Annotated in this window: 16 protein-coding genes and 1 pseudogene; 10 read left to right on the top strand and 7 right to left on the bottom strand. The window is 72.8% G+C overall.

The features are described from left to right. The first annotated feature begins 106 nt into the window (after positions 1 to 106). Complete coding sequence (locus LZG04_RS16535; protein ID WP_233817864.1) at positions 107 to 907, top strand: GNAT family N-acetyltransferase; 801 nt, start codon at positions 107 to 109, stop codon at positions 905 to 907. On the opposite strand, the gene LZG04_RS16540 is transcribed toward LZG04_RS16535, so the two are convergent. Further along, positions 897 to 1262 carry a MerR family transcriptional regulator gene (locus LZG04_RS16540; RefSeq protein WP_233817866.1) on the bottom strand — a complete coding sequence of 122 codons (366 nt, stop codon included), beginning with the start codon at positions 1260 to 1262 and terminating at the stop codon, positions 897 to 899. The two genes, LZG04_RS16535 and LZG04_RS16540, sit on opposite strands and share 11 nt — an antisense overlap. 51 nt (positions 1263 to 1313) lie before the next feature. Between LZG04_RS16540 and LZG04_RS16545 the strand changes: the two genes are divergently transcribed. Together LZG04_RS16545 and LZG04_RS16550 are read left to right on the top strand one after the other, a co-directional pair. Continuing rightward, complete coding sequence (locus LZG04_RS16545; protein WP_233817868.1) at positions 1314 to 2144, top strand: NAD(P)-binding domain-containing protein; 831 nt, start codon at positions 1314 to 1316, stop codon at positions 2142 to 2144. 9 nt (positions 2145 to 2153) lie between these two features. Then, positions 2154 to 2471: pseudogene (locus LZG04_RS16550) on the top strand (hypothetical protein); the annotation flags it as partial. A 103-nt stretch (positions 2472 to 2574) separates the two neighbouring features. Here the strand turns inward: LZG04_RS16550 and LZG04_RS16555 are convergent. Further along, positions 2575 to 4851: a hypothetical protein gene (locus LZG04_RS16555; protein WP_233817870.1), complete on the bottom strand. Its 2277-nt coding sequence runs from the start codon at positions 4849 to 4851 to the stop codon at positions 2575 to 2577. Between the two features lie 44 nt (positions 4852 to 4895). Beyond that, complete coding sequence (locus LZG04_RS16560; RefSeq protein WP_233817872.1) at positions 4896 to 14018, bottom strand: LamG-like jellyroll fold domain-containing protein; 9123 nt, start codon at positions 14016 to 14018, stop codon at positions 4896 to 4898. Between the two features lie 131 nt (positions 14019 to 14149). Here LZG04_RS16560 and LZG04_RS16565 point away from each other — a divergent pair, with 131 nt between their 5' ends. Then, positions 14150 to 14743: a cysteine hydrolase gene (locus tag LZG04_RS16565; RefSeq protein ID WP_233817875.1), complete on the top strand. Its 594-nt coding sequence runs from the start codon at positions 14150 to 14152 to the stop codon at positions 14741 to 14743. A gap of 189 nt (positions 14744 to 14932) precedes the next feature. Further along, positions 14933 to 15655: a hypothetical protein gene (locus LZG04_RS16570; protein WP_233817877.1), complete on the top strand. Its 723-nt coding sequence runs from the start codon at positions 14933 to 14935 to the stop codon at positions 15653 to 15655. 11 nt (positions 15656 to 15666) lie between these two features. On the opposite strand, the gene LZG04_RS16575 is transcribed toward LZG04_RS16570, so the two are convergent. The 3 genes from LZG04_RS16575 to LZG04_RS16585 all read right to left on the bottom strand — a co-directional run bounded on the left by LZG04_RS16575 (position 15667) and on the right by LZG04_RS16585 (position 17401). Further along, positions 15667 to 15933, bottom strand: a complete 267-nt coding sequence (locus tag LZG04_RS16575) for a response regulator transcription factor (protein ID WP_233817879.1) — start codon at positions 15931 to 15933, stop codon at positions 15667 to 15669. 98 nt (positions 15934 to 16031) lie between these two features. After that, positions 16032 to 16982: an amidohydrolase family protein gene (locus tag LZG04_RS16580; RefSeq protein ID WP_233817881.1), complete on the bottom strand. Its 951-nt coding sequence runs from the start codon at positions 16980 to 16982 to the stop codon at positions 16032 to 16034. Further along, a complete protein-coding gene (locus LZG04_RS16585; RefSeq protein ID WP_233817883.1) occupies positions 16982 to 17401 on the bottom strand; it encodes a cupin domain-containing protein in 420 nt (139 codons plus the stop codon). Before LZG04_RS16585 ends, LZG04_RS16580 begins: the two co-directional genes overlap by 1 nt. A 251-nt stretch (positions 17402 to 17652) precedes the next feature. Here LZG04_RS16585 and LZG04_RS16590 point away from each other — a divergent pair, with 251 nt between their 5' ends. The 3 genes from LZG04_RS16590 to LZG04_RS16600 all read left to right on the top strand — a co-directional run bounded on the left by LZG04_RS16590 (position 17653) and on the right by LZG04_RS16600 (position 22106). Then, positions 17653 to 19263 (top strand): FAD-binding oxidoreductase, encoded by a 1611-nt coding sequence (locus LZG04_RS16590; protein ID WP_233817885.1) that lies wholly within the window; start codon positions 17653 to 17655, stop codon positions 19261 to 19263. A 19-nt stretch (positions 19264 to 19282) separates the two neighbouring features. Beyond that, positions 19283 to 20515, top strand: a complete 1233-nt coding sequence (locus LZG04_RS16595; RefSeq protein ID WP_233817887.1) for a 3-hydroxybenzoate 6-monooxygenase — start codon at positions 19283 to 19285, stop codon at positions 20513 to 20515. 418 nt (positions 20516 to 20933) lie between these two features. Next, the gene (locus tag LZG04_RS16600; protein WP_233817889.1) at positions 20934 to 22106 is read left to right on the top strand and encodes a transposase; all 1173 of its coding nucleotides are present in this window, start codon (positions 20934 to 20936) and stop codon (positions 22104 to 22106) included. A gap of 232 nt (positions 22107 to 22338) precedes the next feature. Here the strand turns inward: LZG04_RS16600 and LZG04_RS16605 are convergent, their stop codons facing one another. Further along, positions 22339 to 22674, bottom strand: a complete 336-nt coding sequence (locus tag LZG04_RS16605) for a helix-turn-helix transcriptional regulator (RefSeq protein ID WP_233817891.1) — start codon at positions 22672 to 22674, stop codon at positions 22339 to 22341. 135 nt (positions 22675 to 22809) lie between these two features. Here LZG04_RS16605 and LZG04_RS16610 point away from each other — a divergent pair, with 135 nt between their 5' ends. Together LZG04_RS16610 and LZG04_RS16615 are read left to right on the top strand one after the other, a co-directional pair. Continuing rightward, a complete protein-coding gene (locus LZG04_RS16610) occupies positions 22810 to 24231 on the top strand; it encodes an MFS transporter (protein WP_233817894.1) in 1422 nt (473 codons plus the stop codon). A 209-nt stretch (positions 24232 to 24440) separates the two neighbouring features. Continuing rightward, a complete protein-coding gene (locus tag LZG04_RS16615) occupies positions 24441 to 25619 on the top strand; it encodes a 3-deoxy-7-phosphoheptulonate synthase (protein ID WP_233817896.1) in 1179 nt (392 codons plus the stop codon). Position 25620: the final 1 nt, after the last annotated feature.

Here is a 25620-nt window from a genome sequence, read left to right on the forward strand (position 1 = left end):
GACCGGCTGACGCGGTTGTGTCCAACGCCATACGTGATCATGTCCTCTGCGGGGCCCCGAACCCCCTCGCTAAAGTGCCGGAATTCCCTCAGGACAAGGAGACCCGATGACGGACCTCTCGGCCTCGGTCGAATCGGTGGAGCAGCTCGCACTGGTCTGGCGGGGCATGGTGCTCGACCGCGATCCGGACGCCGACGTGCGGGACCTGCCGGGCATCGCGGTCCGCTGGGCCGACTGCCGGTTCGCGTTCTGGAACTGCGTCACGCTGACCGACGTCGGCGCGGACGCCGAGCTGCTCGGGCAGCGCCTGGCCCAGGTCGCGGAGATCATGCGCGCGAAGCGGCAGCCGGGGTTCCTGTGGCTCTTCGAGGACCTCCTGGCCGAGGACGCCCGCGCCGGGCTGGCGGAAGCCGCCGAACGCGCGGGACTCCAGCACGCCTTCCCCGGCACGGGCATGGCGGGCGACCTGCTGCCGCTGGACGAGCCGACCCACCCCGACCTGACGTTCGCGCGCGTGACGACCGACGAGCAGCTGCTGGCCTACGCGGACCTCAACTCGCGCGCTTACGGCTTCCCGCTGGAGGACGGCCGCGACGGCATCGCCGGCTCCACCCTGTGGAAGCAGGACGTGCACGCCTACCTGGGCTTGCGCGACGGCGTGCCGGTGACGTGCGCGGCGTCGGTCGAGGCGGGCGGCAGGCTGTTCGTCGCGCTCGTCGCCACCGACCCGGCCTGGCAGGGCAAGGGGTACGGCGAGGCCGTGACGCGCAAAGCCCTGCACGAGGGCGGTCGGGCCACCGGTCTGACCCGCGCCACGCTGCACGCCACCCCCGCCGGTGCGCCCGTGTACCTGCGGATCGGCTTCGAGCCGAACTCCACGGTGCACTTCTACGGCCTCAAGGGCTGAGGCGGGGCACCTCGGCGGCGAGGATCGCGTCGAGGTTGGCACGGGTGGCTTCGAGCTCGTCGATGGCCTCGCCGATCCGGTCGCGGTGCTCGACCAGCGCGGCGACCAGCTCCGGGCAGGTCGGGGCGAGCAGGCCGTCGTCGTCCACCATGCACGGCAGGGCCTGGGCGATCTGCGCGACGCCCAGGCCCGCGGCCAGCAGCACGCGGATGCGGCGCACCGCCGGGACGTCCGCGTCGCGGTACACGCGGTAGCCGCTCGGGCGGCGTTCGGGGCGCAGCAGGCCCTGTTCCTCGTAGTAGCGCAACGCGCGTTCGCTGACGCCCGTCCGCCGCGACAGTTCCCCGATCCGCATCCACGTCCCGCCTTGACTTTGACGTCAACGTCAAGGTTTAGCTTAGCCGGCATGACACCTGTGACCGTCCTCGGACTCGGCCCGATGGGGCGGGCGGCGGCGACCGCGTTCGCCGCCGCCGGCCACCCCACCACCGTGTGGAACCGCACGCCCGGCAAGGGGGACGACCTCGACGCCGAGGTGGCCGGCACGGCCGCCGAAGCGATCGCCGCCGGCCCCCTGGTCGTCGTGTGCGTGCTGGACTACGAAGCCGTGCGATCGATCCTCGACGCCGACGCGCTGAAGGGCCGCACGCTGGTCAACCTCACCGGCGGCTCGCCCGCCCAAGCCCGCGCGATGGCCGCGTGGGCGGTGGAGCACGGCATCGACTACCTCGACGGCGTGATCCTCAACGGCGTGGTCGGCGGCCCGGAGGCGGCTCTGCTGTACAGCGGGCCGGACGAGGTCTACCGGGCGCACCGGTCGACGTTGGCCGCGCTGGGCGAGAACGGCCGTCACGTCGGCGTGGACCCGGGGCGGGCGGCCGCGTTCAACGTGTCCCTGCTCGACCTGTTCTGGACGTCGATGTTCGGGGTCGTGCACGCGTTCCGACTGGCCGCCGCGCAGGACATCGCCGCCGCCGACCTCCGCGACCAGGCGAAGCTCATGGCCGGCCTGCTGCCCGAGCTGGTCGACGTGGTCGCCGAGCACATCGCCGCGGACCGCTTCCCCGGTGACGCCTCCACGATCACCTCGGCGGCCGCGATCCTGACCGACGTCGTCGACACCGTGCGGGCGCACGGCCTGGACGACGGCGTGCTCGACGCCGGGCTGGCCGCCGTGCGCCGGGCGGTCGAGGCCGGGCACGGCGCGGAGGGCTTCTCCCGACTGGCCGTGCTCTAGCTCCGGGCGGAGAACCCGAAGTCGGTGGACGAGCTGATCGACGCGCCGGCCGCCCGGTCCGCCGCCGCGCAGCGCATGACGAACTCGATGTCGGAGCAGCAGCGCCAGGAGCTGTCGGCGCTGTCGCAGCAGGCTTTCGGCGACTCCGGCGTCGGCGCGCGGTTGTCGCAGTCGGACGCCTTGTTGCAAGGGCAGCGGCCGGGCGAGGACTGGAACGGCTCGGCGCGGTTGCGCGGCAACAACCCGCTGGGGCTGGGCGAGGGCGCGCGGGCGATGGCGGACCTGGCCGAACTGGACGCGCCGGCCGAGCAGCTCGCGCAGTCCTGGGGTCGCCTGGGCATCCGCCGCCGCTTCACCGGAACCGGCTCAGTACAGCCGACCCGGTCACCGTCCACCCGGCGGGCAGGCCCGCCGGGTGGACGTGGCCGCGTTATCGGGGAGCCGCCAGCACGGTCGGTTCGCCGAACGTCGCCAGGCCCGGCACGCCCCGCCGGTCGTAGACGACGACGGTGCCGTTGGGCGTGCGGTAGGTGATCGTCCACAGTGGCGTGCTGCCGTTGTCCACCGTCGTCGTGGTCGGGTCGGTGGCCGACGCCAGGTCCGGGGTGTTGACCGGCGACCAGTCGCCGAACACGCCCGAGCCCGAGGTGGTCTCGAAGCTCGCGTGCACGATGCCGTCCGCGGCCCGGGCGACGACCGCCGTGCGACCCAGCTGGGGGTCGAGGACGGCCGACGGCGCACCGTCCGCGACGAGCGTGCCGACCGCGTCCCACTCCGCCGGGAACACGCCGGTCGTGTCCTGGACCTTCGTGGTGACGGTGCCGTCGCCGGACGTGGCGAACACGCGCAGCCGGTAGCCGGGGTACACCACGACCGATGGGGTGCCCCGGCCCGTGCCGCCCAGGCCGGTCCACGCGGTGGTGGTGCCGTCGGTGCGGTACAGCAGGGTGCCGACGGTGCCGTCGCTCGCCCGGCCGAACACCTGGACGCCGTCGCGGACCCGCACGGCGACCGGCGTGCCGGTGAGGTTCACGTCGCCGAGGTTGCGCCACGCCGATCCGCCGTGCACCCACAGCTTGCCGTCCACGTCGGCGGCGAACAGGGCGGTCGAGCCGTTGTCGAGGGTGACGGCGGTGGGTGCGGCGGCCAGGGAGCCGCCGAGGTCCGACCAGCCGGTCCAGGTGGCCGCGCGGGGCGCGGTCTGGCCGCTGGACCACACGTCGCCGCCGTCGGTGTACTGGGCGAACACGGCCAGCGAGCCGTCGGGCCTCGCGTTGAGCGCCGGACGTCCGGTGAACGCCTCGTTGCCCGAGATCACGGTGTACTGGACGGTGCTGAAGTTGTCCAGGTTCTCCTGGTGGCCGATGACCACGCGGCCGATGTTGTCGACGTAGGCGTACTCCAGCGCGCCGACGAGCTGCCCGCCGGTGGCCGGGGCCTGCACGACGGCGACGGGCGTGTCGGGCACGACCGGGAGCACCGGCTGGGGTTCGGCGAACCAGCCCTCCAGGTCGATGTAGACGGTGATGGCGCTGGTGCTGATGTTGCGGACGCGGACCTTGCCGTCCGTGCCGGGCTTGATGACGGTGGACGACCGGTGCGCCGAGCCGGCCGCGAACTGGGTCAGCGTCGCGGCCGGTTCGGCGGTGCCGGTGCCCCACGCGCGCAGCGTGCCGGCGACGGTGCTGCCCGCCGCTTCCAGGCTCAGCGCCGCGCCCGCGATACCGCGCGTCGGCAGGCCGTTGGTGCCGCCGACGGGGAGGTCGATCGAGGAGGCGGCGGCGATCTGACCCGCGTAGAGCCGGGCGGTGACCGGTCGCAGGCCCGCGCCCGCGGTGGACGTCTTGGTCGCGTAGCCCATCAGGTCGATGACCAGGTGCGCGGCACCACCGCCCTTGTTGGTGACGGTCACCTTGCCGTCCGCACCGAGCGTGATGGCCGCGCCGGAGGCGTTGTTGATGCCGTTCTCGTAGTTCATCAGGGACTGGACGCCGGTCGTGCCGGACGCGGTGGCCTGGAAGTAGCCCGCCGCGGCCGGCGGGGACAGCGTGATCTGGGCGAACACGGCCGCCGCGCCCACCGGCACACCGGCGGTGGCCAGGCTGATGGTGCGGCTGGCGCCGGCCGGGATCGCGCCCGCCGTGATGCCGAGGCCCGTGTTGGTGTTGATCACGCGGCTCGGGGCGACCGGGACGAACCCGCCGTTGGTCGTGCCGGTGCCGGTGGTGAAGTAGCCGTGCACCTCCACCAGCAGGTGCGTGGTGCCGGCGTTGTTGTACACCGAGACCTTGCCGTTCGCGCCCGGCCGCACGATCGCGCCGTTGGACAGCGTCTGCGTCGCCATCACGTTGACCATCGCCACGCCGGGCATGGTGGTGCCGTCCGGCCACGCCTTCAGGTAGGTGTTGGCGGTCGGCCCGATGGCCACGATCCGCAGGTACAGGGCGCTGACGCCGGTGGTCGGGATGCCGCCGACCCCCAGCACCGGGAACGTGGTGACGCTGCGCGCGCCCCGCGTGCCGCCGGCCGCGCCGACGCCCGTGCGCGTGTCGAGCACGGACCTGGCGGCGGTGAACGGCACGTAGTCGCCGCCCCGGCCCGCCGCGTCGGCGTGCGCGGCCGGTGTTGCGGGCACGACGGCCAGTGCCAGCGCCACGAGCGCGGCGACGAGCACCGCGACCCCTCGACGCGACTCCACTGTGGACATTGCTCTCCCTCTCCTGCCGGCGCCGCCGCTTCCGGGCGTCACCGCTATGAACCTTCCGGGCAGCCGATGAGGCACTTCGAGTTCGACACCGAGAAGCCCGCGTCGACGCCGCCCTTGCTGGGCACGCCCACGGACACGCCCGCTTCGTAGGCGTACTCCTGCCAGTCGGGCAGGGTGTGCGACGTGCCGCCGGCGGGCATGACCCACCAGCGCTGCGCGGTGGCCGTCCACCCGATCGACGGGCCGACCGCGAAGCCGTTGATGTCCTCCTTGGTGGGGTTGGCCTTGTTCAGCCAGCCGCCGCGCACGCCCAGCCCGACACCCGGCGTGGACACGCCCGCGCCGGTGCCGCCCGACACCTGGCCGTGGCTGGTGACGGTGAGGCTGACGCCGACCGAGTCGCCGAACGGCAGCGGGCCCCACTTCTTGGCCGCCGAGAGGTCGATCGTGATGTAGTCGGGCGCGGTGTCACCGCCGACCAGGCTGAGCGGCGCGCTGCCCAGCACGCCCCGCCAGGCGCAGTTGAACGCGCCGTCGCACGGCAGGGACTGGAACACCGGCATCTCCGCGATCACCCGTGCGCTCCCCACGATGCCCTCACCGGGCGCGCGTGCCGCCGCGGTGGCCGCCTTGACCAGGTCCCGGGCCACCCGAGCCACGCCGGACGGGTCACCGCGGAAGACGCCGACGACGGCGGCCGGCACGTGCGCGACGGCCGACACCAGCGGTTTCACCACCGACATCACCGGCTTGAGCGCGGCGGCGACGATCTTCACCGGGACCGTCTTCGCGACCCGCTCGATGACCTCGCGGGCGATGCGGCTGACCTTCTCCCGCGCGGCCTTGCGCGCCTTCTCCAGGCGCCGCCGGGTCTGCTCGACCAGTTCCCGCGCGCGTTCGGCCTTCTCCTTCGCGTCGCGGATCATCCGCCTGCCGCGTTCCTCGGCTTTCCTGATCAGCCCGCCGACACCGCGGCGCACCTTGTCGATCCCGCCCTTGAACCGCGTCCACTGGCGACCGGCCCACGAACGGGCGCTGCGCCACTTCTTGGAGACCCACCGCTTGGCGCTGTCGAACTTGCGCTTGCCCCACGCCTTGGCCTTGTTGAAGAGCTGCTTGCCCTTGTTCACCAGGCCGGTGACGTGCTTGACCGCGCTCTTGAACATGCGCTTGCCGAAGTCCTCCAGCCGCCGCAGGCCCGACGAGCCGAAGTTTCCGATGCCGCGGACGGCGTCGCTCGCCCGCTCCACGGTGGAGCCGACGAACTCGCCCACCTTCTTGCAGATGCCGCAGGAGAACTTGGGCCAGTGGCCGTCGGGGTCCTCGTTGCCCAACGGGTCGGCCGCGCCGTAGGTGTACCGGTTGGCCAGCACCGAGTCGCCCTGGTCGTAGTCGAGGGCGTCGCGGGACAGGAAGGTGCCGGTCTCGGGCGAGTACCACCGCGCGCCCATGTCGACGTCCCCGGTGTCGGGGTCGGTCCAGTCGCCCTGGAAGCCCAGGTTGCCGGTGTCGCCGGTGGCGGCCAGCACCTTGCCGAACGGGTCGTAGGTGGTGGTGTCGGTCAGCCGCGGCAGCGCCAGGTCGGCCGCCAGGAACGCGCCGACCACGTCCCCGTGCTCGTCGCCGAGCGCGATCCGGTCGCCGACGGCCAGCAGGTCGTCGGACGGGCCGCGGGCGTACTTCTCCACGCCGTCGGACACGGGCTCGTCGGACAGCCCGGCATAGGTGAACCGGCCGGTCCCCCGTTGCACGAGCCGGTCCAGCGCGTCGTAGGCGTAGGTGCGGCTGCCCGCGCGGACGAGCTGGTCGAACGCGTCGAACTCGTAGGTGACGTCACCGCGCGAGGCCAGCGTGCCGCGCGGGGTGTAGGTGTGGGCGCGGTCGCCGTCGTGGACCAGCCGGTTGCGCTCGTCGTAGGTGGCGGTCTTGCCGCCGGCCCGGACCCGGTTGCCGGCGGCGTCCCAGGCGTAGTCGACGGTGCCGGTCGGGCTGGTCCACGCCGTGAGGCGGCCCGCGAGGTCGTAGCGGTAGGTCTGCTCGCCCGCGGCCGTGGTCTTGCCGGTCAGCCGGTCGTTGTCGTCGTAGCGGTAGGTGACGGCCGAGACGGTCTGGTTCCCGGCGTTGCGCAGCACGTCGGAGGCGACGCGGCCCAGCTCGTCGAACCCGTAGGTCCGCACCCGGCCGCTCCCGTAGTCCACCGCGGACAGTCGGCCCGCGGTGTCGTAGGCGTAGCGCTGGGTGGTGCCGGTCAGGCCGTCGGTGACGGTGGACAGCCTGCCCCGGCTGTAGCCGAACGTGGACGTGCCCGCCGCGTCGGTGCGGCTGGTCGGGCGGCCGTCGGCGTCGTAGGCGAAGTCGGCGTCGCCGGACGGGCCGCGCGCGGCGAGCAGGTTGCCGCGGTCGTCGTAGGTGAACGTGTTGTCGCCGTCCGGGCCGCCCGCCAGGACGGGCCGGTCCAGCGCGTCGTAGGCGCGGGTGCGGGTCGGGGTCGGCACGGACGCGCCGGTGCCGGAGCGGGTGGTCGGGCGGCCCGCCGCGTCGTAGCCGACCTCGGTGGCCACGCCGCCGGGCGCGGCCATCCGCACGAGGTTGCCGCCCAGGTCGTAGGTGGCGGTCCAGCTCCGGTCGGCCGGGGCGGGGTGCGCGGTGGTCGACGGCTCGATCAGCGACTCGACCAGGCCCAGCGCGTTGAAGGTGAAGACGGTGGAGTTGCCCCGGCCGTCGGTGTAGCGGGTGCGGCGGCCGGCGGCGTCGTAGCCGAACGAGGTGGTGATGGACCCCGTGGCCGACACCGGCTCGACCTGGCGCACCAGGCGGTCGTCCGCGTCGTACTCGAACGTCGCCGTCACACCCAGGGCGTCGGTGGAGGACGTCCGGTTGCCCTCCAGGTCGTAGGTGTGCCGCTGGGCGCGGATCGTGGCGCCGTCGGGGCGCAGGTCGGCCTGCGCGACCAGCCGACCGGCGGTGTCGTAGGTGCTCTGCGACGTGCGGCCGGTCGCGTCGGACTGCCGCACGAGCCGGCCGCTCGCGTCGTAGCCTTGGTGGGTCACCACACCGGCCGGGTCGGTCGTGCGGGTCACGCGGCCCACCGAGTCGTACGCGGTCAACGTCACCGCGCCGGTGGGGCTCTGCTCGCGCACCACGTTGCCGGCGTCGTCGTAGGTGAACCGGGACACCAGGTTGTCGGCCACGGGACGGCGTTCGACCTGCGTGCTCGTCACGCGCCGGTCCAGGTCGTCGTAGGTGGCGCGGGTCTGGCCGCCCAGCGGGTCGGTGCCGGTCAGCTCCTGCCCGGTGCGGGTGTAGGTGTGCCGCCACACCGCGCGGTCGTCGTCGCTCGTCATCGGCCGGTCGACCGCGACGAGCCGGTTGAGCTGGTCGTAGGTGTGGCGCACGGAGTGGCCACGCGGGTCGGTGACCTCCACGACGTTGCCGAGCGCGTCGTAACGGGTGCGGGTCGTGGGCGTGGCGGTGTCGGTGGCGCCGGGCGCGCGGTAGCCGGGTTCGGAGGCGGTGACCTGGCGGCCGAGCCGGTCGTGGGCGAACCGCCGCACCTGGCCCACCTCGTCGGCGGACGCGACCTGCTGCCCGAACGCGTCGTAGCCGGTCCGGGTGGTCGGTCGGACGACCCCGGGCGTGCCGCCGGAGCTCTCGGCGCGCACCGGTGGCGAGGTCTGCACGACCTCGCGGCCCAGCTCGTCGTAGGTGGTGTTCGTGGTGAACGCCGCCGGGTCGGCGCCGGGCGCGTTGCCGCGGGGCGAGGTCTCGGCGACCTGGTGGCCGCGCTGGTCGTACCCGGCGGTGGTGATCATGGTGGTGCCGCCGGCCGTGACGGTCTCGCGGACGGCGTTGCCGGCGTCGTCGTAGGCGTAGTCGACGACCTCGGGTGCGGTGGACATCGGCCACGGCACGTTGGACGCCTTGCCCGACCGGCTGACCCGCGTCACGTTGCCGCCCGCGTCGTAGGCGGTGACCGTGGTCAGCGCCAGGCCGTCCGGGTCCTGCACCACTGCGGTGCGGTTGCCGGAACGGTCGTAGGCGGCGGTCGTGGTGGACGTGCCGTCGCCGGACACCGTCCGCGTCACGTTGCCCGCGGCGTCGTAGGTGTTCTCCTTGAGCACGTAGTCGCGCGTGCTGCCGTCGGGGTTGTGGAAGTTCTTCAGCACCACCTTGTGCGGCCGGTCGTCGCCGAAGTAGGTGAACTCCACGCGACGGCCCATCGCGTCGGTCTCGCTCGCCTTGCGGCCGGCGAAGTCGTAGGAGTAAGACCGCAGCACCAGGTAGTCGCCCGTCAGCCCGCCCTCGGCGTCGCCGCGGTAGTCGCGCAACCGGACCTCGGCGATCGCGTTGCGGGCGGTGTAGGCGAAGTCGTAGCGGTTGCCGCCCGCGTCGGTGGAGGACACGACGTTGCCGAAGCGGTCGTAGTCCCGGGTGGTCTCGCCGCCCTCGGCGTCGGTGACCCGGACCGGTCGCCCGGCCTCGTCGTAGGCGGTGAGGGTGGTGCGGGCCGGCCCGCCGCCGAGCACGTCGGTCTCCTCGACCTTGGTCCGGTTGCCGTCGGCGTCGTAGGTGACGGTGACCTGCCGCTGGTGCTTCGTGCCGTCCACGACGTTCGTCGTCACGGGCTCGGTCACGCGGGTCTGCCGCGACAGGGCGTCGTAGCCGTAGGTGGTGGTGACGCCGGCCGGGAACGTGTCGGAGACCTCCGTCTCGGTGGTCAGCCGGCCCAGCACGTCGTAGGAGTAGTTGGTGACCAGCCCGGACGGCGTGGTCAGGCGGGCCAGGTCGCCGTTGGCGTAGTAGGCGTACCGCGTGGTCTTGCCGCGCGCGTCCGTCGTCGTCAGCGGCAGGCCGGCCGGCACGATGCCGCCGCCCACGGCCGGTTCCGCGCCGTTGGTGTAGGTGTTGCGGACCGTCGAGCCGTCCGGCTCGGTCTGCGTGGCCACCTCCCCGGTCGCGGTGTAGGTGTAGGACGTGCGGTAGGTCGGGTCGGTGGCGTCGGCCGACCGCGCGTCGCGGGTCTCCGCCGGCTGGTCGGCCCTCGGGTCCGCCGCGCCGCCCGCCGGGTAGGCGGTGTGGCTGGTGTGGCACTCGCCGGCGCGGCGGCAGGTCTTGGTGGAGGTGGCGTTGCCGCGCTCGTCGTAGGTCATGGTGACCGCGTCGCCGTTCTCGTTGGTGACGACGGCCAGGTTGCCGCTCGCGTCGTACTGGTAGGAGCGGATCGCCATGCCGTCGACGGGGTGCCGCACGAACACCGGCCCGCCCGCGTCACCGGGGATCACGGTGCAGAACTTCGGGTCGTTCGGGTCCGGTGCGCTGCACTGCTCCACCGGTTCGGGCTCGGGCGCGGGTCGGTCCTCGTCGCGCAGCTCCAGGCCCAGCGGCGTGCCGGTCCGCAGCGGCTTGCCGGTGAGGCCGTCGAACTCGTACAGCGCGGGCCGGTTGCCCGGGTCCAGCACCTGCACGCCGCGGCGCAGGTCGGCGTCGCCGCCGTAGACCACGGGCGGCCCGATCTTCCAAAGGCCGCCGTCGCGGTCGGTGTAGGTCGCGACCCGGTCGAGGTTCACGTCGTAGGTGGCGCGGGAGGACACCGCGCCGCTCGGCCGGGTCACCGAGGCGAGCTGGTCGGCGGCCGTCGTGCCCTGCCGGTGGTGCGTCGCCACCGCGGTGGGGCCCAACGGGTGCGAGTAGACCGCGACCTCGTCCAGCGAACCGCTGAACGACCGCTGACCCGCCGTGCCCCACGCGGGCCACGACCCCGGCGTGCTGACCGACGCGGCGCCGACCTGGTTGAACGTCAGCAGCGCGTGGTCCAGCGCCACGCCGGTCGCCCTGGCCACCTGAGCACCGTCCAGGTACAGCGTCTGCGTCGTGCCCATCAGCGACAGCACGACGTGGTGCCAGCGGCCGTCGTTGACGGTGTTCGGCGAGGTCAGCGGGGCGATCGAGGTCGCGCCGAACTGGCCGCGCAGCTTGCCGTCCACGCCGACGTACAGCACCGGGACCCCTCGACCCGGTGCGGTGCCGAACGCCTTGTCCTGGTAGCCCAGCAGCGGGCCGCCGGTGCCGGTGGTGTTGGCCTTGAACCACAGCTCGACCGCGCCGTCGCGGCTCTTCTTCAGCAGGCCCTTCGGCAGGTCCAGCCGCGAGGTCGTGCCGTTGAACGACGCCGCCGTGCCGGTCGCGCCCGCCAACGCGCCCGCCGTGCCCAACGCCGCGTTGACGTAGGACCCGGCGTCCTCGCCCAGGTTGGCCGAGACCTCGCTGCCCGCGGCCGTGCCCTGCGCCTCCCCCAGCCGCCAGTACGACTCCGGCAGCGAGTCCAGCACGGCGCTGCGGTAGTGCGACCCGGTGCTGTAGGCGTACTTGGTGCACAGGCCGCCGGGCGCGCACGCCTGGGTCAGCACGTCCCCGGTGTAGCTGTAGGTCCAGGTGGTGTTCGCGTCGGTGGTGACGGCGGTGATGTGCCCGCCGGTCCAGGTGAACCGCAGCGAGCGGCCCGCGGTGTTGCTCTGGCTGTTGGACACCTGCGCCTTGGCCGGCTTGCCGTCCGCCGAGTTGTAGGTGAGCACCACCGAGCGGCCCGCGCTGTCGGTGGTGCGGCTGAGCAGGCCGGCCGCGGTGAACAGGTGCACCGTGCCCGACCGGTCGGCCAGCTTCCAGCCGCCCGCCTCCTGCGTCAGCGCCGCCACCCGGCCCGACGGCGGGGCGTAGGTGCCGTCGGGGTTGCGGCCGAACCGCACCGCCTGGCCGTCGGGGAAGGTGACCACGACGTTGCCCGTGCCGTCGTCGTCCGGGGTCAGGCGCATGTCGAAGCGGCTGGTCCAGCCCGCGCCGAACACGCCGTCGCGACGCGGGTCGAGGCTGTTGTAGGTGCGCACCACGTTCAGCTCGGGCCCCGCGGTGGCCACCGTCGCGTCCACCGCGACGTTCGACACGCCGCCGGTCTGCGGCTCGAACTCCTGCTCGTCCGACGCGCCGGCCGCGCGCGAGGTCAGCTCCGGCTGCGGCACGTCCGCGTCCAGACCGGACTGCGGTGACGCCACCTCGTTGCCCGCGTCGCGCACGATGACCCGCCACGCGTAGCTCCTGCCCCAGAAAAGCTTGCCGTCCGGGACGGTCCACTGCGGACCGGGCTGGAAGCCCGAGGTGAAGCACAGCTTCGGGTCGTCGGCCCGGCACACCTCGAAGTTGAAGCTCAACGACGACCCGGGCGGCGCGTCGACGTCCAGCGCGCGGCCCCACAGCAGGGGCGTCAGCGTGGGCGTGCGGTAGCCGTTCGGCGGGTGCAGCTCCTGCACGACCGGCGCGAGGTCGTGCACGTCCAGCGCCAGCCGCGCCGGCGGCACCTGGTGGTCGGTGAACACCACACCACCGGTGCGGACCATGGTGAAGTCCAGGAAGTACGAACCGGGCGGCAGCGCCTTGACCGTCGCGTCGAGCGTGGCCTTCGCGCCCCGCGCCACCGTGCCCGGCAGTGATGCCGCCCGCTGCTGGCCGACCGCCGCACCGGTCTTCGCGTCGTACGCCCGGTACGCCAGGTAGTAGTCCGCCGGCGCCCACGCCTGCGCGCTCTTGTTCGTCACGGTGACCTTGACCTTGCCGTCCTGGTTCTGCAGCACGGGCGGGGCGGGCACCGGATCGGGGATGGCGTACTCGGCGTTGTAAGGGCTGTGCGTGACGAACAACCGGGGCGGGTTCGCCGTGCCGGTGCCGGTGAACCGCTTGCCCGACAACGCGTCCGACACGTCCGCGCGCAGCGACAGGCCGTTGTTCGCGGCCGTGCCGTCCACCCAACCCTGCACCAGCTTCGTGCCGTCACCGCCGAGGTCGAACACCTCGGCCGCCGCCGGGCACTGCGACGACGGCTGGCCCGTCGCCACGTAGCCGTGCGCGAAGGACCGGCTCGCCAACGACGCGCCCACGGCCGGGCCGGGGTAGCTGTAGGAGCCGGTGGCCGTCCACGCCTGCGTCACCGGGTGCACCGTCACGGGCCGGGCGCGGCACGAGTTGGCGTCGAACTCCACCACCTGCACCTGCGCGCCGAACACCACGTGGTCGCGCAGCCGGTCCACCAGGCTGCCGAACCGCACGTAGGAGGCCGTCGACACGCCGGCCACCTGCCCGACCCGCAGCTCCGACCCGCCCGCGACCGAGGTCGAACCGCGCACCGACATCGCCGCGTCCGCCGCGCCGCTGTCCACCGGCAACGCCACCGTGGGGTCGACCTCGACCGGGAACACCCGCGCCGGGTCGTCCAGCCACGCCTGGTCCAGCGAGACCTCCAGCACACCGTCCACCAGCGCGTACGTGACACCGCGGGACACCGCGCCGGCCGCGTCCACCATGTCGCCGGGTGGCACCACGGCGTGGACGACGTCACCGTCGGACAGCACGAGGGTCTGGCCGTCGAGCTCGGCCCGCAGGTTGCGCAGGGTCAGCGGGAAGCCGAACGCGCGGGTCGCCTTCGCGTCCTTGACGACCAGGGTTTCCTTCAGCCCGCCGGGTCGCGCCTGGAGCAGCAGGTCGACGCCGGGTCGGGCATCGGGGTAGCGGACCCGGTCGTGCTCGGCCCGGCCGGGTTGCGGGGAGGCGTCGCGCAGGCGGTAGCCGAACGTGTGCCGGGCGTCCAGCTCGACCCGCTGCTCGCCGTCCGCGTGCGGGGCCAGCGTCAGCGCGACGGTGTTGGTGGTGTTCCGCCAGCCGTCGTCGGTGCTGGCCAGCGTGGTGTCGATCGGCTCGAACGCGCCGGCGGGGGTCCGGTAGTTGACCGGGGCGGCGGAGAACTCGGTGGTCTCGGTGCCGTCGGTGTTGGTGTAGACCCGCTCGTGCGGGCCCCGCGCGTCCACCCGCTCGCGGCTGGTGGCCCGGTCGAAGCCGGTGCGCGCGGCGGTCGGCCCGGTGGTCACCGACGCGGTGTTCGCCGGTGGCGGCGGCGCCTGCACGCGGGGGTGCTCGCCGCGGTGCGACCGGGGCAGCGTCCGGTTGACCGCACCCGGCTCCAGGTGCGGCCGACCGGCCGCCGACCCCCACCGCTGCTCCGGCGCCGCGTTCGCCCGCGTGGGGAACACCGGCCCGCCGGGCCCCGCCACGTCACCCGCGGCGTACCCGGCCACCAGCAGCGCCAGCAGCGCGAACACGCACGCACGGACTCGGTTCCGCCTCACGGGCCCCTCCCACCGGGCCAGTCCTCGCCGTACACCGACCTCCGGTGTCCCCCCGGACTGCCCCAGGCCCGACGACCGTAGGAACGGCCTCTAACAACTCCCTAATCGACGGCCGGGCACAATCGGCGGCCATGAGCCTCGATCCACAGCGGGCAGCGGTGCTGGCGCTGCACTGGCAGGTCAACGTCATCAAGCCGGAGGGCTTCTTCGGCCCGATGCTCGCCGAGCCGGTGGCCCGCAGCGGCGTCGTCGACCGGGCGGTCCGCTTCCACGCCGAAGCGGGCGTCCCGGTGTTCTTCACCCGGTTCACCATCCCCGAGGGCGAGGGCGGGCTGGTGCGCAACACCGGGTTCATGCGGGCGGTCGGCGAGGCGCAGGAGGCGTTCCGGCCGGACGCGCCCGGCGCGCGGCTGATCCCGGAGATGGCCGACGGCGCGGTGGCCGTGGTCGACAACCAGAAGCTCTCCGGCCTGGCCGGGAACGACCTGGCCGCCCGGCTCTCGGCGCGGGGCGTCGACACGCTGCTGCTGACCGGCGTGGCCACCAACCTGACCGTCGAGCAGACCGCCCGCCACGCCACCGACCTCGGCTTCACCGTGCACGTGGTCAGCGACTGCGTGACCGCCGCCGACGACGCGGCGCACACCGCCTCGCTGGCGAACCTGGAGCTGACCACCGCGGGCTGCCTGACCTCCGAGGAGGTGCTGGCACGGCTGCGGTCGTGAGCGTGGTCCGGGTGGCCGTGGACGATCTTCCGCCCGTCCACAAAGGACGGATGCCGCTCGTCGGTTTCCTCATTCCCGCCTCCGCGGCACGGCGGACCGGTACCGTCGGCACGGCGTGACCGGAGATTCGGGAGGCACAGCCATGCACCGACCGCCAGCGATCCGCTCCACCGAACCGGAGGTCGTCTCGTGAGCACCGGGAAGACCACCCGCCGCCGGCTGCTCACCGCGGGCGCGGTCGCGGTCGGCTCCACGTTGTTGACCGCGCCGGAGGCGTTCGCCGACGGCTACGGCTCCGGCGCGCTGGGCCCGTGGGAGAACCTGTCCAAGGCGATCTCGACCCTCACCCAGATCCGGCCGGTGCTCGACACCGACGGGCTGTTCATGTTCGGCGACAGCATCTCCGTGCAGGACGGCTACTCGCTGGCCCAGCGGCTGAACAGCCGGACCGGCGACGTCATCGCCGTGCACAACTGGTCCGGCCGCCCGACCGCACCCGCCGTCGACGCGCTGGCGCAGTGGGCCCAGACCTACGGCCTGCCCGGCCGGATCCTCATGGCCACCGGGTCCAACGACATCTTCACCCCACCGGCGTTCGCCGCCCAGGTCGACCGCACGATGGGCATCGTCGGCCCGACCCGCACGGTGTACTGGGTGAACGTGCAGGTCGCCCGCACCAGCCAGACCGCCGCCGTGCAGCTGGCCGACCAGCGCAACAGCGCGTGGATCAACCTCCAGCTCGCCGACGCCCAGCGCAGGCACCCGAACCTGCGCATCATCCGCTGGGCCGAGTTCCTGGCCGCGAAGCCGACCCGGCTCACGGCCTACCTGCGCGACGGCGTCCACACCACCGAACCGCTGGGCCAGGACGCCCGCAACGAGCTCATCGTGCAGACGATCGAGGCGGGCTGACGCCGACCGGGTCAGGCGTCGACGCGGGCCGGCGCGGCGTGGTCGCGGGAGAGGACCGCCCTGGTCAGCTCCACGCGGCTGCGCACGCGCAGCTTGCCGAACACCCGGCGCAGGTGGGTGTCGACGGTGTGCGGGGAGATGGCCAACCGGCGGGCCACCGCGCGGTTGGTCAGCCCCTGCACGACCAGCGTCGCGACCCGCGCCTCGGCGGGCGTGAGGCTGGTCCAGCCTCCCCCGTCGGCCCGGTCGAGCGTGATCGGTTCCAGCGTGTTCGACATCCGAGTCCCCCCTGGTGGCTGAACGGCCTGGTGCCACTGTGTGCCGGGGCGGCTCGACGGGTCAACGAACCGGTCGCCAGTTCGTGAGGACGCCGGGATTAAGTCACAATCCGCGTCCGCAAGGCCGGGAACAGGTCCAACGCGTTGCCGCCCGCGATGCGCGACCGCTGCGCGCTGGTCCACCCCGGGTGACCGGTGAAGCCGCCCACGTTCTCCTCGGTGTGCCAGTCCGGCATGAACGGGTAGTCGCTGCCGAACAGCACGTGGTCCGCGCCGGCCAGCTCGGTCAACGCGGGCAGCGCGTACGGGGTGGCCGACATGGCGATGTCGTAGTGCAGGCGGCGCAGCGAGGCGAGCACGTCCACGGGCGGCTTGCCGCGCAGGTAGGAGCCGATCGTCGGGCCGTAGGTGAGCCGCTTGGCCAGGAACGGCAGCGCGCCGCCCGCGTGCGACAGGATCAGCCGCAGGTCGGGCAGCCGGTCGAGCAGGCCGCTGAACAGCAGGCTCACCGCGGTGCGGGTGGTCTCGAAGGTGAACTCGTACAGCGACGGAGGCAGGCCGAAGGTGGCCAGGTCGCGCGCGGGCGGCGCGGCCGGGTGCACGTGGACCACGATGCCGCGGTCGGCGATCTCCGCGAACAGCGGCTCGAACTCCGGCGCGCCCAGGTACTCGCCGCCGTAGCTGGTGAGCATGTTGACCCCGTCGAGGCCGAGCTGGTCCACCGCGTAGGACAGCTCGTCCTTGGCGGCGGCGACGTCCGGCAGGGGCAGCACGGCGAACGCGCCGAACCGGGTCGGGTGCGCCGCGACCAGCTCGGCGAAGTACTCGTTGACCTGCCTGGCCAGCGCGGGCGCGGCGGCGGCGCCGGCGAACGTGACGCCGGGCGCGGTGATCGACAGCAGCGCGGCGGTGATGCCGTTGCGGTCCATCACCTCCAGGCTCGCGCCCGGTTCCCACTCGGGGTAGTCGACACCGGGGATCGGGTCGATGCCGCGCAACGCGTCCCGGTACACCGGGGGGATGGCGTGGTGGTGCACGTCGATGAGCATCAGATGTACTCCTCCCCGTACTTCGGCGCGAGCCTGATCGCGTTCTCCCGGTCGACCAGGTACTGCTCCGGCGGTGGCGGCGGTGCGCCGTCGTCGGCCGAGACGCCCATTTCCAGGAAGAACCGCTCCTTGCCGGCGGGCAGGAACATCAGCAGCATTCGGCAGTCCGCCTCGAACGCGTTGGTGAACGAATGGGTGACGCCACGCGGCACGTAGATGAACGCGCCGGGCTCGGCGATCACGGTCTCCTCGCCGGTGAACAGCTCCAGGCGGCCGTCGATCACGTAGAACAACTCGTCCTCGTGGTAGTGGATGTGCTTGGGCGGCCCACCGCCCGCGGGCACGACGGCCTCCACCAACCCGAACGCCGGGCCCGTGTTGTGCAGACCCGACTTCAGCGTGTACCGATCGCCGAACACCCACCTGCTCGGCCCTGCCCCGGGTGGCACGTGCACCGCGGCCTTGAGCTGATCCGACGTGAAACTCACCGTGCTCCCATCGCGTTGGGTCACCGACGACCCCACAGTGCCCGCTGCCGCACCGACCGCGAATCACGAGAACACGTGATGCCGCACGGCCCGCGGACCTGGTGATACTCGACGCCTCCCAGGACGAGAGGCCCCTAGAGAACATGTCTGAAGCAACTGGGCGTGACTTATCCCGCAGGCGCGTGCTGGCGGGTTCGGCGACCGCCGCACTGGCCGGAGCGTTGTCCGGCACGGTGGCCGGAGCACTCGCCACCGGCGGCGTCGCGACGGCGGACGAGATCTCCAGCCGCATCGCCAGACCGACCGTGACGCCGGACGACCCGCGGTACGGGCAGCTGATCACCGGCAACAACTCCCGGTGGACGGCACGGCCGGAGGCGGTCCAACTGGTCGGCAGCACGGGTGACGTGGTGGCCGCGGTGCAGGGCGCGGTGCGGGCGGGCAAGCGGATCTCCATCCGCGGCGGCGGGCACTGCTTCGAGGACTTCGTGTACCACCCCGAGGTGCAGGTGGTCATCGACATGTCCCGCATGGACCGCGTGTACTGGGATCCCGCGGTCGGCGCGTTCGCGGTCGAGGGCGGCGCGCTGCTGCTCGACGTCTACGACCGCCTGTTCAAGGAGTGGGGCGTGACGCTGCCCGGCGGCATGTGCTACTCGGTGGGCATCGGCGGCCACGTCAGCGGCGGCGGGTACGGCCTGCTGTCGCGGGTGCACGGCCTGACCGTGGACCACCTGCACGCGATCGAGGTCGTCACGGTCGACCGGTACGGCGTGGCCCGGGCCGTCGTCGCGACGCGCGACCCGAGCGACCCCAACCACGACCTGTGGTGGGCCAACACCGGTGGCGGCGGCGGCAACTTCGGCGTCATCACCCGCTACTGGTTCCGCTCGCCGGGCGCGACGAGCACCAACCCGTCCGAGCTGCTGGTCAAGCCGCCGGCGGAGGTGCTGGTCAGCGTCGTGCAGTTCCCGTGGAGCTCGATCGACCAGCCGACGTTCACCCGGCTCGTGCACAACTACGGCGCGTGGCACGAGGCCAACGGCGCGCCCGGTGGGCCCAACATCGGCCTGAGCAGCTTCTTCTCCCTCTACCACCGCTCCAACGGCAACGTGGTGATGCTGACCGTGCAGGACGCCTCGGTGCCGAACGCGGACGCGTCGCTGCGGGACTACCTGAACGCCGTCACGGCGGGCACCTCCGTGGTCCCGACGCCGCCGTCGCCGCCGCGCCGGCTGCCGTGGTTGGCCGCCACGCGCCTGCTGGGCACCGGCAACCCGGTGTTGACCAACCCGACGTTGCGGGGCGCGCACAAGTCGACCTACATGCGCAAGAACTTCCCCGCAGCGCACATCGCCGCGCTGTACAAGCACCTCACGCGCGCCGACTACGCGAACCCGAACGCGATGGTGACGATGCTGTCGTTCGGCGGCAACATCAACCGGGTGCGCGAGGACGCGACCGCGAACGGCCAGCGGGACTCCACGTTCAAGCTGCTGTACCAGGTGTTCTGGACCGAGCAGGCGGAGGACGCGCGGCACATCGGGTGGTTGCGCGACCTCTACCGGGAGGTCTACGCCGACACCGGTGGCGTGCCGGTGTCCAACGCGGTCACCGACGGCTGCTACGTCAACTACCCGGACGGCGACCTGCGCGACCCGCAGCAGAACACGTCGGGCGTGCCGTGGTCCACGTTGTACTACAAGGGCAACTACCCGCGGTTGCAGCGGGTCAAGGCCAGGTGGGACCCGCGCAACGTGTTCCGCCACTCCCAGTCGATCGAACTGCCCTGACGCCGGGCGCGGAGGAACGATGTCACGCGTGATCATCGCCGGTGGCGGCATCGGCGGCCTGGCCGCCGCGCTCGCCGTGGCCGACCGGGGCCGACCCGTCGTGGTCCTGGAACGCCGGTCGGAGTTCACCGAGCTGGGCGCGGGCATCCAGTTGGCGCCCAACGCGTTCCTCGCGCTGGACCGGTTGGGCGTCGCCCCGGCGGTGCTCGACCGGGCCGTGCACGTCGACGCCCTGCGCTTCATGGACGCGGTGACCGGCGAGCAGGTCGCCGCGATGCCGGTGCTCGGCGAGTACCGCGCCCGCTTCGGGAACCCGTACGCGGTCGTGCACCGCAACGACCTGTACGCCCCGCTGCTGGCGCGGTGCCGCGCGCACCCCGACGTGGAGCTGCGGACCGACAGCCCCGTGGTCGGCTACGAGCAGGACGAGGGCGGCGTCACGGCGGTGCTGGCCGACGGCGGGCGGGTGCGCGGCGTCGGCCTGGTCGGCGCGGACGGGCTGCGCTCGGCGGTGCGGGCGCAACTCGTCGGCGACGGCGAGCCGCGGGTGTCCGGGCACACGATCTACCGCTCGGTCATCCCGATGGAGTCGGTGCCGGTCGAGCTGCGGTCGGACTCGGTGACGCTGTGGGCCGGGCCGCGCTGGCACTTCGTGCACTACCCGATCGACGGCGGACGTTCGCTCAACGTGGCCATCACCCGCGACAACGGCGCGACCGAAGCCGTCGTGGGCGTGCCGGTGCCGCACGAGCGGGTGCTCGCCGAGTTCGCCGACGCCGCCCCGGTGATCCGGGCGTTGTTGGCGCTCGGGCGGGACTGGCGCAGCTGGGTGCTGTGCGACCGCGACCCGACCGACCGGTGGTCCGACGGCCGGGTGGTGCTGCTCGGCGACGCGGCGCACCCGATGTTGCAGTACGCGGCGCAGGGAGCGTGCATGGCGTTGGAGGACGCGGTGCACCTCGGTGAGCTGGTGGCGCGGGCCGAACCGGCCGCCGCGTTCGCCGCGTTCGCCGAGGACCGGCGCGACCGCACGGCCGCCGCGCAACTCGTGGCCAGGGCCATGGGCACGCGGCTGTACCACCCGCGGGGCGCGGAGGCCGAACGGCGCAACGCGATGCTCGGCGGGTGGTCGACCGAAGAGCTGCACGAGAAGGTGGCCTGGCTGCACGGCGCCACCCGGTTCGGTTCTGCCGAAGGCATACCCGAATCAATCCTGCCGCGGTCGCGGCGCGTCGGGGCGGCCGCCGGGTAAAAGGCCGGTCGGCCGCGCGATGGTACCCGCGCGCGGCCGACCGCATCATTACGAAGGAATATTCCACGCCACGTTCCCGGACCCTTGCTCTATTTGCCGGGGATTGACTCCACCCCACCGCCGCACAATTCCAGTGACGTCGCGGACATTGGCCAATTCCCCGCGGCCGTGGCATCATGAGCCACATCGACCGGTGGACCGGCACAGGGGGCAGGTCAACGCTGGGAGAACCGCTTACCTGAACACGGTTCCGCACCGGTCTGTGGATCGAGCGCGGCGCGTGGCCGTCGGGGGACGGCCTCACATTGTTGGCGCGCAACGCCACCACGCACGTCGGGGGAAGCGTCGACCGGGGCCACTGGCGCCCGGACGGCGCGCCTCTAACAGGTCGTCAACGCCGCTGTGGGGAGCCGAGAAAATGAGCGATGCGCACTTAACGAGACAAGCGGAGCTGGACTGGGAGTGGCTGGCCGAGGACGCGGCGGAGTTGTGCCAGCGGGTGTTCGCGTCGTTGGCCAGGCGCAGCCAGCGCCGCGCCGGCGAGCTGTACGTGCGGGGGCTGCTCGCCGCCGAGGGCCGCAAGTCGATGCGCAACCTCGCGTCCCAGTTCGGCAGGCCGGCGACCGAGCAGCGGCTGCACCACTTCGTCAGCAACTCGCCGTGGGACTGGCAGCAGGTGCGGCGGGCGTTGGCCGAGCACCTGGACCGCACGGTGAAGCCGATCGCCTGGGTGGTGGACTCGATGGCGATCACCAAGTCCGGCCGGCACTCCGTCGGGGTGCAGAGCGCCTTCGTGCAGCGGCTGGGCCGGGTGGCCAACAGCCAGCACGCCTACGGCGTCTGGTTGGCCTCCGAGCACATGAGCTACCCCGTCAACTGGCGGCTGGCGCTGCCCGACAGCTGGCTCAACGACCCGGTCCGCAGGCGGCAGGCCGCGATCCCCGAGCACCTGTCCTCGACCACGCCCGGCTCGTGCAAGCTCAACGCGGCGCTGGAGGTGGCCGACGGCTGGGACGTCCAGCCGCGCCCGCTGGTGCTGGACGCGCGGGAGGCCGACGCGGAGACGATGATCGCCGAGCTGCGGGTGCGCGGCGTGTCGTTCGTGATGCGCGTGGACGCGTCGCTGAACGTGGTGGCCGACCTGGCCGACAACCGGCGGGTCCGCACGGCGCTGCGGTCGTTGCGACCCGCGCTGCACCCGTTGCGGCGTCCCGTGGTGCTCGACCCGTCGCAGCGGTTCCGGCTGTGCGCGACCATGGACGTCACGATGCCGGGTGACACCACGCGGTCGGACCGCCTGGTGCTGCTGGCGGTGTGGCAGCAGGACGGCAACCAGTTGCCGCAGCTGTGGCTGACGGACCTGACCGACACGTCGAGCCCGGCGCTGCTGCGGCTGACCCGCCAGCTCGACCGGGTCCGCCAGGACGTGGCGGAGGTCAGCTCCCAGGTCGGGATAGAGGACTTCACCGGCCGGTCGTTCGCGGGCTGGCACCGGCACATCACGCTGGTGTCGGTGGCGCACGCGATCCTGATGCCGGCCAACGCGGACTTCCGCCTGCCCGAGCTGCTGCTCGCCGGCCGATCGTCCTAGGCGGTGCCCGGTGAACCGCCATCGGAGCCGGGGATGGTGAGTTCGGCCCGCGGAACCGCTTGAGCCGGTTGGAGGAACCGGTGGTCGCCCGCCGCGCGAGCCCAGGTCTTCGCGGCGGGTGACCCGGTCCCGGCGGTCGACCCGCCACAACCCACCGGACACCCTGCTCGCCGGCCGGTTGTCCTGGCCGCGCCCTGAGCGGTGTCACCTGCGGGTGCGGCCGCCCGGCGCGTCAGCGGGTCTCGGCCGGCTCGGCGGCGTCGGCGGGCGTGTACGACGCCAGGATCACGTCGATCAGGCCGGGGAACCGGGCGTCGAGGTCCTCGCGCCGCAACGACAGCAGCAGCGTCCGGCCCGAGGCCCGCTGGTTGATCACGCCGCTCTCCCGCAGCACGCGCCAGTGGTGGGTCAGCGTCGACTTCGACACGCCGTCCACGATGGCCCCGCAGGGGTACTCCCCGCCCTCCGCGAGCACTTGGAGCACGTTCATCCGCAGCGGGTGGCCCAGCGCGGTGAGCACGGCCTCCAGCCGGATCTGGTCCCGGGTCGGGTGGTGGGGTTCGGACACGTTCCCGAGTGTACGCGTACATACGAAATGACAAACCCTGGCGAGCGGTTTGACAGCGGGGCGTAACTGTACGACGATCCACGTACATTCCCACTGTACGTGAACTGACGTACGGTGCCACGACCAAGGAGCGCCATGCCCCCCGCCCCGCCCCAGGCTCGACGGCTCGGCCCCGCCCTGCTGCTGCTCGGGTTCGCGCAGCTCATCATCACCGTGGACTTCAACATCGTCTACGTCGCGCTGCCGGAGATCGGTGACGCCCTCGGGTTCAGCGCCCAGACCTTGCAATGGGTGATCAGCGCGTACGCCGTCGCGTTCGGCGGCCTGCTCGTGCTCGGCGGTCGGGCAGCCGACCTGCTGGGCAGGCGCCGGATGTTCGTGCTGGCGTTGACCGTCTACGCGGTCGCCTCCCTCATCGGCGGCCTCGCACCCAACACCGGCGTGATGATCGCGGCGCGCGCCCTCCAGGGCCTGGGCGGCGCGTTGCTGTTCCCGGCCACCCTGTCGCTGGTCAACACCATGTTCGCGGAGGGCAAGGAGCGCAACCGGGCCCTCGCGGTGTGGAGCGCCTGCGGCGCCAGCGGCCTGTGTCTGGGCTCGTTGCTCGGCGGCCTGCTCACCGACGCGTTCGGCTGGACGTCGGTGTTCTACGTCAACGTGCCGCTGGCCGGCGTCGCCGCGCTGGTCGCGTTCGCGCTCATCCCCCGCGACCCGGCCCGCGAGCGGAACCGCACCTTCGACCTGCCCGGCGCGATCACCGCGACGCTGGGCGTGACGCTGCTGGTGTTCGTCCTCGTGCAGGGCCCGGAGTCCGGCTGGGCGTCGCCGGAGATCCTGATCAGCCTGGTGCTCTCGATCGTGCTGCTGGTGGCGTTCGCGATCATCGAGGGCCGCAGCCGCGACCCGCTGATGCCGCTGCGCCTGTTCACCAACCGCAGCCTGAGCACGGCCATGTCGATCGCGTTCGTCTTCGGCGCGACCTACAGCACCGTGCCGTACTTCCTGACCGTCTTCTTCCAGACCGTGCACGGCTACAACGCGTTGCAGACGGGCCTGGCGTTCCTGGTGCCCGCGGTGCTGATCGCGGTCGGCACGCAGATCAGCGGCCGGATGGCGGGCAAGGTCGACATGCGGGTCATCCTGATCCTGGGCATGTCGATCGGCATCGTCGGCACCGCCGCCATCGCGTACGGCATGAGCAACGCGGGCGGCTCCTACCTCGCCGTGCTGCCCGGCTTCGCGCTCTACGGCATCGGCCAGGGCATCACGTGGACCGGCATGTGGATCGCGGCCGCCTCCGGTGTCGCGGGCGGCGAGCAGGGCGTGGCGTCGGCCATGACGTCCACCGCGATGCAGGTCGGCACCGCCGTCGGCCTCGCCGTGCTGGTGGCCATCGCCAACCCCGGCGCGATCGGCTTCACCACCGACACGCTCCAGTCCGCGGTGTACGTCGCCGCGATCGGCATCGTGCTCGGCATCCTGGTGAGCTTCGCGCTGCGCAAGCAGCGGGCGGAGACGACCGTCGTGCCCGCGGAGGCGGTGACCGTCACCGACTGACACCGCGCACCACACGCGCGTCCTGCCGAGGAGCGGGCCCCCACGGGGCTCGCTCCTCGCTGCTGCGCGGGGTGGCGCGATGCGCGGCACGGGTAGCGAATTCCCAAGTACCGCAACAGTTTGACACAATCGCGGCATCCGTGACGAACTGGACCGCCGTTCCGCCCCGTTCCCCTCGCCCACCACTCGCGCTCCACCAGGCTCGGGGCATGGACTTGATGGATCGTGTGGGAGCACTGCCGGGCGACGAGGTCCGGCGTCGGAGATCGCTGCCGGCCGCGCACCAACCGGCCTGGGACGCGGAGGCGGCCGCCGAGGTGGCCGAGCAACTGGCCGGGCGGCCCGGTCTGGTCGACGTGGAGGAAGTGCTGCGGCTGGGCGCGCTGCTGGCCGAGGTGGCGCAGGGCCGCGCCCAGGTCCTGCAGGCGGGTGACTGCGCCGAGGACCCGACCGAGTGCAATCCGGGCGACCTGGCCCGCAAGGTCGGCCTGTTGGACGCGGTCGCGGGCATGATGACGGTCAACGCGGGCCTGCCGGTGATCCGCGTCGGCCGGTTCGCGGGCCAGTTCGCCAAGCCGAGGTCGAACCCGGTCGAGCGGGTCAACGGCGTCGAGATGCCCGTGTACGCCGGGCACATGGTCAACAGCCCGGAGCCGGACCCCGCGCTGCGGCGGCCGGACCCGGACCGGATGCTCACCTGCTACGCCGCTTCCCGGTCGGCGCTGGCGTTCCTGCGCGACCGCACGAGCGACCCCGTGTGGTCGAGCCACGAGGCGCTGGTGCTGGACTACGAGCTGGCGATGCTGCGCCGCGACGCCGACGGCCGCACCGTGCTCAGCTCCACCCACTGGCCGTGGATCGGGGAGCGCACCCGCCGACCCGACGGCGCGCACGTGGACCTGCTGGCGTCGGTGGTGAACCCGGTGGCGTGCAAGGTCGGCCCGAAGGCGTCGGTGGAGGACCTGCTGGCGGTGTGCGCCAAGCTCGACCCCCACCGCGCGCCCGGCAGGCTGACGCTGATCTCCCGGATGGGCGCCGACGCGGTGGCCGACCGGTTGCCCGCCCTGGTCGCCGCCGTGCGGGCGCAGGGGCACCCGGCGATCTGGCTGTGCGACCCGATGCACGCCAACACCGTGACCAACGGCGAGGGGCTCAAGACCCGCCTGCTGACCGCGGTCACCCGCGAGGTGCGGTCGTTCCGGGACGCGGTCGTCGGCGCGCACGGCGTCGCGGGCGGCCTGCACCTGGAGACCACGCCGGACGGCGTCACGGAGTGCGCGGCCGACGAGACCCGGCTGGCCGGGGTCGGGGCCAAGTACACGACGCTGTGCGACCCGCGGCTCAACCCGGAGCAAGCCGTCGCGGTCGCCGCGGTCTGGGGGAAGTGAC

The organism is Saccharothrix sp. S26, from assembly GCF_021390395.1.
Lineage (GTDB): Bacteria > Actinomycetota > Actinomycetes > Mycobacteriales > Pseudonocardiaceae > Actinosynnema.

Coding starts and splice junctions, on each gene's coding strand:
- LZG04_RS16600 (WP_233817889.1), top strand. CDS start 20,934: ATGAGCGATGCGCACTTAACGAGACAAGCGGAGCTGGACTGGGAGTGG.
- LZG04_RS16565 (WP_233817875.1), top strand. CDS start 14,150: ATGAGCCTCGATCCACAGCGGGCAGCGGTGCTGGCGCTGCACTGGCAG.
- LZG04_RS16580 (WP_233817881.1), bottom strand. CDS start 16,982: ATGCTCATCGACGTGCACCACCACGCCATCCCCCCGGTGTACCGGGAC.
- LZG04_RS16555 (WP_233817870.1), bottom strand. CDS start 4,851: ATGTCCACAGTGGAGTCGCGTCGAGGGGTCGCGGTGCTCGTCGCCGCG.
- LZG04_RS16610 (WP_233817894.1), top strand. CDS start 22,810: ATGCCCCCCGCCCCGCCCCAGGCTCGACGGCTCGGCCCCGCCCTGCTG.
- LZG04_RS16545 (WP_233817868.1), top strand. CDS start 1,314: ATGACACCTGTGACCGTCCTCGGACTCGGCCCGATGGGGCGGGCGGCG.
- LZG04_RS16540 (WP_233817866.1), bottom strand. CDS start 1,262: ATGCGGATCGGGGAACTGTCGCGGCGGACGGGCGTCAGCGAACGCGCG.
- LZG04_RS16615 (WP_233817896.1), top strand. CDS start 24,441: ATGGACTTGATGGATCGTGTGGGAGCACTGCCGGGCGACGAGGTCCGG.
- LZG04_RS16535 (WP_233817864.1), top strand. CDS start 107: ATGACGGACCTCTCGGCCTCGGTCGAATCGGTGGAGCAGCTCGCACTG.
- LZG04_RS16595 (WP_233817887.1), top strand. CDS start 19,283: ATGTCACGCGTGATCATCGCCGGTGGCGGCATCGGCGGCCTGGCCGCC.
- LZG04_RS16575 (WP_233817879.1), bottom strand. CDS start 15,933: ATGTCGAACACGCTGGAACCGATCACGCTCGACCGGGCCGACGGGGGA.